Source organism: Mesorhizobium sp. P5_C1, assembly GCF_054049815.1.
The window spans coordinates 1-10,230 of the sequence record NZ_JBFULQ010000182.1; the positions used below are offsets into that span (position 1 = coordinate 1).

At 61.9% G+C, this 10,230-nt stretch carries 11 protein-coding genes; 8 read left to right on the plus strand and 3 right to left on the minus strand.

All coding sequences use genetic code 11. The annotated features are described in order from the left end of the window. Window positions 1–739: BufA1 family periplasmic bufferin-type metallophore (gene bufA1 / locus ACXJ7R_RS16135; protein ID WP_457152707.1), on the minus strand; the 739-nt coding region annotated here is incomplete at its 3' end. A gap of 239 nt (window positions 740–978) precedes the next feature. Further along, window positions 979–1,821: a patatin-like phospholipase family protein gene (locus tag ACXJ7R_RS16140; protein ID WP_457152708.1), complete on the minus strand. Its 843-nt coding sequence runs from the start codon at window positions 1,819–1,821 to the stop codon at window positions 979–981. A 111-nt stretch (window positions 1,822–1,932) separates the two neighbouring features. Here ACXJ7R_RS16140 and ACXJ7R_RS16145 point away from each other — a divergent pair, with 111 nt between their 5' ends. The 5 genes from ACXJ7R_RS16145 to ACXJ7R_RS16165 all read left to right on the plus strand — a co-directional run bounded on the left by ACXJ7R_RS16145 (window position 1,933) and on the right by ACXJ7R_RS16165 (window position 5,982). Then, window positions 1,933–2,319, plus strand: coding sequence for a hypothetical protein (locus ACXJ7R_RS16145; RefSeq protein ID WP_457152709.1), 387 nt, complete (start codon window positions 1,933–1,935; stop codon window positions 2,317–2,319). Between the two features lie 216 nt (window positions 2,320–2,535). Then, a complete protein-coding gene (locus ACXJ7R_RS16150) occupies window positions 2,536–3,447 on the plus strand; it encodes a LysR family transcriptional regulator (protein ID WP_457152710.1) in 912 nt (303 codons plus the stop codon). A gap of 192 nt (window positions 3,448–3,639) precedes the next feature. After that, entirely contained in the window at window positions 3,640–4,122 is a 483-nt protein-coding gene (locus ACXJ7R_RS16155; RefSeq protein ID WP_095080322.1) for a cupin domain-containing protein, read from the plus strand. A 92-nt stretch (window positions 4,123–4,214) separates the two neighbouring features. Further along, complete coding sequence (locus ACXJ7R_RS16160; RefSeq protein ID WP_457152711.1) at window positions 4,215–5,417, plus strand: MFS transporter; 1,203 nt, start codon at window positions 4,215–4,217, stop codon at window positions 5,415–5,417. Between the two features lie 100 nt (window positions 5,418–5,517). Next, complete coding sequence (locus tag ACXJ7R_RS16165) at window positions 5,518–5,982, plus strand: DUF302 domain-containing protein (protein ID WP_457152712.1); 465 nt, start codon at window positions 5,518–5,520, stop codon at window positions 5,980–5,982. A gap of 65 nt (window positions 5,983–6,047) precedes the next feature. Here the strand turns inward: ACXJ7R_RS16165 and ACXJ7R_RS16170 are convergent, their stop codons facing one another. Further along, on the minus strand, window positions 6,048–6,959 hold the full coding sequence (locus ACXJ7R_RS16170; protein WP_095080328.1) for a LysR family transcriptional regulator: 912 nt from the start codon (window positions 6,957–6,959) through the stop codon (window positions 6,048–6,050). Between the two features lie 276 nt (window positions 6,960–7,235). Between ACXJ7R_RS16170 and ACXJ7R_RS16175 the strand changes: the two genes are divergently transcribed. The 3 genes from ACXJ7R_RS16175 to ACXJ7R_RS16185 all read left to right on the plus strand — a co-directional run. Beyond that, window positions 7,236–8,018: a 3-hydroxybutyrate dehydrogenase gene (locus ACXJ7R_RS16175; protein WP_457152713.1), complete on the plus strand. Its 783-nt coding sequence runs from the start codon at window positions 7,236–7,238 to the stop codon at window positions 8,016–8,018. A gap of 26 nt (window positions 8,019–8,044) precedes the next feature. Beyond that, window positions 8,045–9,202 carry a patatin-like phospholipase family protein gene (locus ACXJ7R_RS16180; protein WP_457152714.1) on the plus strand — a complete coding sequence of 386 codons (1,158 nt, stop codon included), beginning with the start codon at window positions 8,045–8,047 and terminating at the stop codon, window positions 9,200–9,202. A 34-nt stretch (window positions 9,203–9,236) separates the two neighbouring features. Next, a partial coding sequence (locus ACXJ7R_RS16185; protein WP_457152715.1) for an NAD(P)/FAD-dependent oxidoreductase occupies window positions 9,237–10,230 on the plus strand: 994 nt, incomplete at its 3' end.

The window sequence follows — 10,230 nt, forward strand, 5'->3', positions numbered from 1 at the left end:
GCACCTGACGCTTCAGCGTATCCTGGACGGTCGCGACATTGCGCGCCACGATCGCCAGCGCCTCTTCATCATAGCGCAGCGGCAGCAGATCGTTGAGATAGGCGCCGTCGGCGACACTCCAGGCGAGGTGCTCGGAAACAAGATCGGGCTGGAAGCGCTCGCACACCTTGCGCAACCGCTCGAGATGATCCGGGTCCACTCCTCGCGCGCTACCCAGCGACAGGCCGACGCCGTGCACCGACAGCGGATAGGTCTGGCGCAGTCGTTCCAGCTCCTCGACGCCGGCGCCGTCTCCCATGTAATTCTCGGCATGAACCTCGAGCCAGCCTGCGGAAGGCCTTCGGGTCAGCATCTCGCCGATATGAGGGGAACGAAGACCGATGCCCGCGGTTGCGGGGATCGCGAGAGCTTGAAACACACGTGACATCGGTCTGCTCCTTTCAAGAGGTTGGCTTGGAGTCTGGATGGTTCRGGCTTTCGGCTTGTCGCTGCCGCCGGCAATCTTGGCGCAGCTGCCGGCGGGCACGTAGAGCCATGAATCCGGCTGGTTGTCGGCGGTGGCCGTGCCGGCGCAGGAATGCGTCGCGGTCTGACAGTCGTTCTGGCCGGCCTTGACGACGCCGTAGCATTTCTCAAAGGCGAAGCCGGGCTTGGCAGCGGGGCCGCTATAGGCCGCCGTCGCGGCGAGCGAAGTGGCGGCAGCGAGGGCCGATCCGATGAGGGTCTTGGTGTTGATCACAGTCGTGTCTCCTGGTTGCGTTTCGAGGGAAAGACTGGCCTTGCGGCCTGTCTGCAAGCAGTGTCCCCGATCAGGCCGCTGAGCTGAAATGCTGTCTCGGCATGGATTTGATACGCGACCACTATGTTGAGGGGCCGCACGCAAAAAGCCCTCCGGCGGGGGCACCGGAGGGCTTGGCACCTGCATTCGGGAGCGGCCGAAACAGGCGCGGCCAGGCGGGAGGGAGGCGCCTAGATCTATTAGGTTCCGCGGTCGAAGGCCGGGTGGTCCTCCGCCACGGAAAGATCGGCCAAAAGCCAGTCCCCGGCACGTTCGCGTCCTCGGTCACGCATGTCGGTCAGTTCACCCCAGTCGGTCCAGGGCCTTGTGAACAGTGCTGCGCCGGCGCGGTATTGGCTGTCGAAGATGACGTGGGTTGCGGCGGGCTTCATCGCACAATGGCTGGCGGCGAGGCGGCGACCCGCGCACGGCGTCATGAACAGTGCCGGCCTGCCGGTGACCACCAGCAGATGGCCGGTATCTAACGGCAGGGCCGGCGAAGCCGAAAGGCCACCGTCGCCCCAATAGGTGTCGCCGTCGATCTCGACGGCCGGGAAGAGGAACGGGATCGTGGCGGCCGCCAGGATCGCGTCGATCGACAACTGATCGCCGGCGAAAATCTTCACCGTATCGGTGCGGGCATTGGAGGCCAGGATGCTCAACTGCAGCGGGCGGTCCTTGTTGCGGATTACCGCAATATCGATCGATTGTTCCAGGATCGATCTCAGGGGGCTTGCGGCATCGGCGGCAAAAATCGATGCGTGGCTGACGCGTCGCCAGAAGTTGGTGAGCGCCGTCCGCGCGCCGCGCCGGCCGCCCAAGGCCAGGCCATAGGCCAGAACGGCGGCCTCCATTGCACCGAAGCCGGACGCGGTGATGTTGCCGAAGGAAAGGCTGGGGTCGTCAAGCAAGCGGTCGAGGACGCCCCAAACGAAGGCGCCGTGCGCGTCGCTTGCCAGGACAATGTCCACGACCCCCCGGTCATCGACTGCAGGTCTTGCAATGACGGCTTGGTCGGTTTCGGTTCCGGTCTGGATATGCATGTGTCAGTCTCCATCCCCAAAACGCCAGACTGGGCGTTTGATGCAAAGACTGTCGCAACTCCTTCCGCTTGCGAAATGCCAAGGTGGCATGAACTCCATAGGCAGATTGCATTGGTTGCCATCCCGCTCGCGTCGCAACATTTAGTCGGCAAGCGAAGATTCCGGGATTTTGCCCTGGACCAGCATCGAGACGGCCGCCGGACAGCGTTCAGCACACAAGGAGCAAGTCATGAGAATACGAATCGCGTGCCTGGGGCGATTGCCCTCGCTCCGATTGCCGGAGCGACTTCGGCTGACGCCTTCGGCGACCTGTCGGCCGCCTTCTACACAGACGCCGCGATGAAGATGATGAAATCGGATGCCGACTTCAAAGCAGCCTGGGACGCTATGTCGACGGACAAGCAGGGCGCCATGAAGAAGGAATGCAACGACGCAGCGCCGAGCAAGCCTCATGCAGAATTCTGCGTGAAGATGCATCTGCTCGGCGGCAACAGCTGAACGTCACGCCGCTTCCAGATCAGACCCGAGCGCGACGGCGTTCAAGTTGTTCGCCATGGTCTCCTATGTCCCAGCAAAGCTACAAAGGCGCCAACCTGCGTCAGCCCATGACGATATGCTATGAACTTCATAGCGGCGGTGCATTGGAACGAGGATGTCGTTTGCGGCAAGGTTCGGTTTAGCAAAAAAGGACCATACGCAACGGGGACAATCGGCATGGACATTCATCACATCCGCTATTTCCTCGCCGTGTGCGAGACACGAAATTTCACACGGGCCGGCGAAAAGTGCAACGTTACCCAGCCAGCGTTGTCGCGCGCCATCCAGCAGCTGGAAGACGAGGTCGGCGGCCTTCTGTTCCGCCGCGAGCGAAACCTCACTCACCTGACCGACCTGGGCGCGCTGCTGCGACCCCGGTTTCAACAGATCCTCGACGAACTGACGGGAGTGCGACAGGAGGCGTCGAGATTCTTGTGCCTGGAAAATGCCAACCTCAAGGTTGGCGTCATGTGCACCATCGGACCGCGCCGCTTCACCGGCCTGCTGGCCGATTTCAACAGGCGTCAGCAGGGCATTCAGCTGCAGCTGGTGGAAGGTGTGCCGACCTCGCTTTCACAACTGCTCGAGTCCGGCGAAATCGACGTCGCCATCATGGCGTCCAGCAACAGTTTTCCGGAACGGTTCGATGTCACGCCGCTTTATCGCGAGCGCTTCGTCCTGGCTTTTCCAAACGGCCATCGGTTGGCCCGCAACGACAATGTCGCCATCTCCGAACTCGACGGCGAGAATTATCTGCGGCGACTGAACTGCGAGTATCGCGATCACCTCGCCGGCCTGTGCAATGACCGTGGCGTGAAACTCAGGATTTCCTATGCGAGTGAGCGCGAGGACTGGATCCAGAACATGGTTTCAGGCGGCCTCGGGATCTGCTTCATTCCGGAGTTCAGCGCGGTGATCCCTGGCTTGCAGGTCAGGCCGGTCATCGACCCCGAGGTCTGGCGGGAAGTGTCTTTGGTGGTCGTGGCGGGGCGCAGGTTTTCGCCGGCGGCATCTGCCTTCGTCAACAGCGTCAAGGCGCATGGCTGGCCTGAGAGCGCCCTCGCTCAGGCGATCCGCACCGCTGCCTGACGCAAATCAAATAAATTCCAGCGCCGCACGACAGGACCTGTCGTGCGCCTTTCGTGCGTCGTGATGTCCGACCATAGTTTTCGGGTATCGAATTGAGAGCCAGTCAGCATTTCTCTTTGTTCGCCGCACCCATCACTCTCCATTCCATGCCCCGCCTCCCGCGTTTGGGCACCGACAAAGGAGAAATACTAGATGGCTACCAAGAAACTCAACTTTGCGTTGGCAATCGGCTTGCTGTCCGCAGCCGCTGCATTTTCCGCTGCGCCGGCCTTCGCCGGGGACTGCCCTGCCGGCCAGGCCGCCACGACCGACATCCAGGAACACCCCAGCAAACCGGTCGGCGTGACCGACACGGTTCTCTCGGCGATCGATCTCAGCAGCAAGGGCGAAGCGTGGAAAGGCAATATGCTGCGCCTGCGCAAGCTCGTCGTTCAGCCGGGCGGTGTCGTGCCGTGGCATGAGCACAATGTCCGCCCCGCCAACATTCTGATCGTCGAAGGCTCGATCACCGAATATCGCAGCACCTGCAAGGTCGGCATCGAACATCCGGCTGGCGACGTGACAGCCGAATTCGGCCAGCTCGCCCATTGGTGGAAGAACAACGGCAAGGTTCCCGCAGTGCTCTATTCCGCCGACGTCTTGCCTCCTGCGATGCACGACGACCACATGATGTGAGCCGCCCATCGCGGTGAACAGATCCCGGAATCAGCGACGGAAGCGCGTCCTCAGGGGGTCCGCCCGGGGACGTGCGGCCACGGAGTCCTGTCATGACTACCACTGAACACACCGAACCGACGCGGCTCCGCATGGTTGCCGCAGACAGCTGGCGCTTCGGCCTGATTGCCCTGATCGCGTTTCTCACGCTTGTCGATCTGTTCGCCACTCAGGCCATCCTGCCTTCGCTGGTGATAAAATTCGGCGTCAGCCGCGCGACAATGGGTTTTGCCGTCAACGCCAGCACGTTCGGCATGGCTGTGGCCGGGATCGCCGTGGCGCTTTTCGGCAGAAACCTCGATCGGCGCAACGGAATCTGGATCAGCCTTGCGGTGCTGGCAATCCCGACGACGTTGCTTTCGCAGACCGACAGCATCGTGGTCTTCGCCACGCTGCGTGTCGTCCAGGGATTGTGCATGTCGACCGCGTTCACGCTGACGATGGCCTATCTCGCCGAACACTTTTCATCGAGGCAAACGACCAGTGCTCTTGCTGCCTATGTGACCGGCAATGTCGCCAGCAATTTTTTCGGACGGCTGATGTCGGCCGCCGTGGCCGACACGTTTGGCATCTCCACCAACTTCCTCACGTTCGCCGCGCTCAATCTGATTGGCGCGGCCCTTGTCTGGCTCACCCTGCAGAAGACATCGGCAATGATGCGCGCTGACGCCAAGAACGAGCCTGCCCGCACCGCATGGAAGGGCCCGTTGATGAACGTCGAGTTGCGTGCCTGCTTCACCATCGGCTTCCTGATCCTCTTCGTCTTCATAGGCACCTTCACCTATGTGAACTTCCAGCTCGTCGCCGCGCYGCTGTCGCTGTCGCCMATGGCGCTGGGGCTGGTTTATTTCGTCTTCCTGCCCTCGATGCTGACGACACCACTCGCAGGGCGGGTTGCTGCCGGGCTCGGGCCAGGGATCGGGATCGGCGCAACGCTTGCATTGGCCATCCTGGGATTGCTTCTACTTCTGGTGAGCAGCCTGCCGGTGGTGCTTGCGGGAATGGCGCTGGTCGCCATAGGCACCTTCCTGGCGCAGGCTATCGCCACCGGGCATGTCAGCCGGACCGCGTCGCGCGACCGCGCCGCCGCGAGCGGCATCTACCTAGCCTCCTACTATGCGGGCGGGCTCGCTGGCAGCTTCGTCATCGGACAGGTCTACGACCGCGTCGGCTGGACCGCCTGTGTGGCCGTGCTTGCCGCGGTCCTCGCCGGGGCAATTGCGGTCGCGCGAGCATTGAAGACGCCAACCGGCTGACGATCGCAAGTCGTCGATCGCGAAGCGCTCTCAGATATTGGACAAAGATATCAACGTAGTAGCCAAGATTCATGCAACCTGGAAAACAAAGGAGACTGACATGACCAACTACCTGAAAACCATGATTGCCGGGGGCGCCATGCTGATGGCGCTCATTCTCCCGGTCGCCGCCTCGGACGGTGTCGTCACCGTGAAGAGCGACTATTCCGTCGCCGAAACCGTCGCCCGCATCAAGAAGGACGTTCTCAAGAAGGGCATCAAGTTCTTCGGCGTCATCGACCAGGCAAGGCTTGGCAAGAATGCCGGCAACGACGTCAAGCCGTCGCGGCTGGTGATGTTCGGCAATCCGGCTCTCGGCACGACCTTCATCACCTCCAATCCCGAGGCCGGTCTCGACTGGCCCGTTCGCGTCCTGGTCTACCAGACCGCGGACGGAACGGTTTACGCCGCCTACAGCGATTTCGACTGGATCGCCAAGCGGCATGGCATCACCGACCGCGAGGCGCAGTTCAAGATGGCGACCGAAGTCATCCAGTCCGTGACCTCGACGATCAAGAAGAACTGAGTACGGATGATGTGCCGTAGATCCGCTGCCGGTGCATGCGACGCAGCCTGCTGCTCGCGACGAGGTTATTCAGCGGCGGACAACGCCTTTGCCCGCTCGCCGAACCACCGCTTCTGCGTGGCCTCGCGCACCAGCGCGCCAACTGCCGGCGAATGCCTGCGGCCACGCACGGTGACGAGATTGACCTCGCGCCAGAATTCCGGCTCGGTGATCGGCAAGGGCACCACGCCCGGGTGCTTGGCGGTGTGTTCGGGCATGAAACCGAAGCCAAGCCCGGCAGCGATCATTGCCAGTGTCCAATCGTCACGATCGCTCCAGTAGACAGGGCTGACGGTGACGCCCTGTTCGGAGAGAATGGCATCGGCATAGCCAGCAAACTCGCAATTGTTGCGGTGGATATAGCTTTCATTGCTCATATCCTTCACCCGCACGCTTCGCTGGTTGGCGAGGCGATGGTTCAGATGGACGGCCATCACCATCTGCTCCTGAAAGAGTGGTAGCGAGTGCACGTCCTCGTCGGGCACGTTCGAAGGCAAGGCGTAGATGGCGGCCTCGAGATCGCCTTCGAGCAGCCGTCGCCGCAAGCTCTTGGCGTCTGAATCGCAAAGGTGAAGCTCGACGCCGGGGTGATGCGACCGGACGGCAGCGATGAGCTCAATGATTTCGTCTGGCGCAATCGTGCTCATGATGCCGACCTTGAGCGGCGTCTTCTTCAGATGCACATATTGCTCGGCAATCTGCTTTGCCTGGCGGGAGTTCTCGAAGACACCCTCGAGATAGGTCTCCACCATGCGACCGAGCTCGGTGAGATGGGTGAAGCGGCGCTCGCGGTGGAAAAGCGCCCCGCCGAATTCATCCTCGAGCAGCTTGATTGCGCGCGACAGCGCCGGCTGCGTGACGTTGCACTGCTCGGCAGCCCTGGTGAAATTCAGCTCCTTGGCAACGGCCAAGAAATATCTGACCTGGCTGATCTCCACGGCAACTCCCCTCGGCGGGCGGGCATATACCGCACGACCCGTGTTGCGGCGCGATCTTACTAGCTGCCCCTACGTCAAACAACCCGGCCTGGAGATCTACATCGTCGCGGCAGCGATCAGACCGTCGGCTATCGAATCCATGTCTCAACGGCATTTCCGTCGCCTTCGGCTGCTGGCCATACTTGATCCAGAATTTCAAACCGGGGCGCGTGCAGGCCCGTTGCCCGCAGCCATTGCTCGATGGTTTTGCTGCGGCTCCAACAGAAGGAAACGACGATGCTCAAAGGAAAGACGGCGCTGATAACAGGCTCGACCAGCGGCATCGGCCAAGGCATTGCCGAAGCCTTCGCGGCAAAGGGCTGCAACATCGTTCTCAATGGCTTCGGCGATGCGGATGAGATCGAACGCTTGCGGGCGAAGCTGGCCGCCGACTACGAGGTCACCGTTCGTTACGACAATGCGGACATGAGCAAGGGGGGCGCAATCACCGCCATGATGGACAAGGCCATCGCGGAGTTCGGGGCGATCGACATCCTGGTCAACAATGCCGGCATCCAGCATGTGGCGCCGATCGACGACTTCCCGATCGAGAAATGGGAGGCGGTCGTGGCGATCGATCTGATGTCGTCATTCTACACAATCCGGCGCGCCCTGCAGGCGATGAAGGAGCGCAAATGGGGTCGCATCATCAACGTTGCGTCCGCCCATGCGCTTGTCGCTTCGCCATACAAATCCGCCTATGTCGCCGCCAAACACGGCGTCGCCGGCCTGACCAAGACGGTAGCGCTGGAAGTGGCCGAGCAGGGCATCACGGTCAATGCGGTTTGCCCCGGCTACGTGCTCACGCCACTGGTCGAAAAGCAGATACCGGACACGGCCAAGGCGCGCGGGATCACCGAACAGCAAGTCATCAAGGATGTGCTTTTGGCCGCACAGCCGACCAAGCAGTTCGTAACGGTCGAGCAGGTTGCGTCGCTCTGTCTTTTCTTGGCCTCCGACGATGCGGCCTCGATCACCGGCGCGATCTTGCCGATCGAAGGCGGCTGGACCGCCCACTGAAACCGGCAACGAGGAGCGCAAAGCCCATGAACAAGATCACCCGGAACCCCTCAACGTCGGAACCCGTGCCGGAGGCCGTTCGTATGGCTGACGGTTCGGTCAAGCGACAGACCGTATTGGTGCTGCAGGGCGGCGGCGCTCTCGGCGCCTATCAGGCCGGCGTCTACCAGGCGCTCGTCGAGGGCGGGGTCGAACCCGATTGGGTCATAGGCACCTCGATCGGCGCCATCAATGCGGCGCTGATCGCCGGAAACGAGCCGCAGGACCGCCTGCCTAGGCTGCGCGAGTTCTGGGACGGCGTCAGCCGCAGCAGCCCGCTCGACGAGTTCTTCCGGATGATGGTTCCGAGCAACATCTTTGCCAATATGGGCACGGTGATGCGCGGCATACCGGGGTTTTTCGAACCGAACCCAAGCGCCATGTTCGGGGTCAATCGCGAAGTGGGGGTGGAGAATGCTTCCTACTACACCACCGATCCACTCAAGCAGACGCTGGATAGCCTGATCGACTTCGAATGCCTCAACCGCCGCCATACGCGGCTGACAGTCGGCGCGGTCAACGTCAACACCAGCGAGCTCAAGTATTTCGATAGCAGTCTGATGCCGTTGTCGGTGGCGCACATCATGGCGTCGGGCGCCCTGCCGCCGGCCTTTCCGGCAGTCTGCATCGACGGCGAGCCCTATTGGGATGGCGGCATCTATTCGAACACGCCAATCGAAGTCGTGCTGGACGAGCGTCCGCGGCGCGACGCGCTGATCTTCGCCGTCAACATGTGGCAGCCGCGCGCGACGGAGCCGAAATCGATCTGGCAGGTCATGGGACGGCAGAAGGATCTCCAATACGCCAGCCGCGGCAGAAGCCACGTTGCCCGTCAGGAGCAACTGCATCGTCTGCGCCACGTCGTGCGCGAAATGGGAAAGCTGGTACCCGAGGAGCGGCGCGACGATCCGATGTTCAAGGAACTGRCCTCCTATGGCTGCCCTTCGGTGATGCATCTCGTTCGGCTGCTTTCGCCGCGCCTCGACGGCGAGGACCACACCAAGGACATCGACTTCACGCGCACAGGAATCCACACGCGCTGGCAGGCGGGATACGAACATGGCCAGCGCGTCCTCTCGGAAAAGCCTTGGGAATGCGAGGTCGACATGCTGCAGGGCATCGTGATCCACGAATCGCAGGAATGACGGACCAGCGCCTCGGAACCGATGGAGAATACCGATGCAGATCATCACCCCCGGCATGCGGCTGATCCCCGAGGCGGTGCTTGCCAACAATGCCGCCCTTTTCCGTACCATTCCGGAGACGCCTTCCCATGCGGATACGTCGCTGCATCGCGTGGTTATCGTCGGCGGCGGTGCGGGCGGACTGGAGCTGGCGACGCGTCTTGGTCGCAAGTTCGGCAAGCGGCGGCTTTCCGTCACGCTGGTCGACCGCAACCGCACCCATATCTGGAAGCCCCTGCTGCATGAAGTGGCATCCGGCGCGCTGAACGCGTCGCACGATGCTGTCGAATACATCGCCCATGCCAGCCGGCACGGCTACCGATATCGCATCGGCGAGGTCGTTGGCATCGACCGTGCCAAACGCCAGGTCTTTGTCGCTCCCAGCTTTGATGACGATGGCAGGCAGATCATCCCGCCGCGTCTTCTGGGCTATGACACGCTGGTGCTGGCCGTCGGCAGCGTCAGCAACGATTTCGGCACGCCGGGCGCCGCGCGTCACGCCATTTCGCTGGATACGGCGGAGCAGGCTGCCCGTTTCAACAAGCGCATGATAGACGCGTGCCTGCGCGCCAACGCGCAATACGAGCAGCTTTCGCCCGGTCAGCTTCATTGTGTCATCGTCGGCGCCGGGGCCACCGGCGTGGAACTGGCCGCGGAACTGCACAAGTCGATGCGGGAGATTGCATCGCACAATCTCGACAACATCGATTTCGAGAGATTGATCCGCATCACCATCGTCGAAGCCGGGCCGCGTATCTTGCCAGCTTTGCCCGAACGCCTAGCGCGCGCTTCAGCACGTCTGCTTGTTGATCTGGGCGTCCAGATACGGTGCGGGATCAAAGTTACCGAAGTGACGGAGGACGGCATCAAGCTTGGCGAGAAATTGTTTGTGCCGGCCGAACTCGTCGTCTGGTCGGCTGGGATCAAGGCTCCGGATTTCCTGAGCGAGCTTGATGGCCTCGAAACGGACAGCATCAACCGGCTGGTCG

Excerpts from the sequence above, each read along its gene's own strand:
- ACXJ7R_RS16140 (WP_457152708.1), bottom strand. The coding sequence starts at position 1,821 with ATGCATATCCAGACCGGAACCGAAACCGACCAAGCCGTCATTGCAAGA.
- ACXJ7R_RS16150 (WP_457152710.1), top strand. The coding sequence starts at position 2,536 with ATGGACATTCATCACATCCGCTATTTCCTCGCCGTGTGCGAGACACGA.
- ACXJ7R_RS16155 (WP_095080322.1), top strand. The coding sequence starts at position 3,640 with ATGGCTACCAAGAAACTCAACTTTGCGTTGGCAATCGGCTTGCTGTCC.
- ACXJ7R_RS16165 (WP_457152712.1), top strand. The coding sequence starts at position 5,518 with ATGACCAACTACCTGAAAACCATGATTGCCGGGGGCGCCATGCTGATG.
- ACXJ7R_RS16175 (WP_457152713.1), top strand. The coding sequence starts at position 7,236 with ATGCTCAAAGGAAAGACGGCGCTGATAACAGGCTCGACCAGCGGCATC.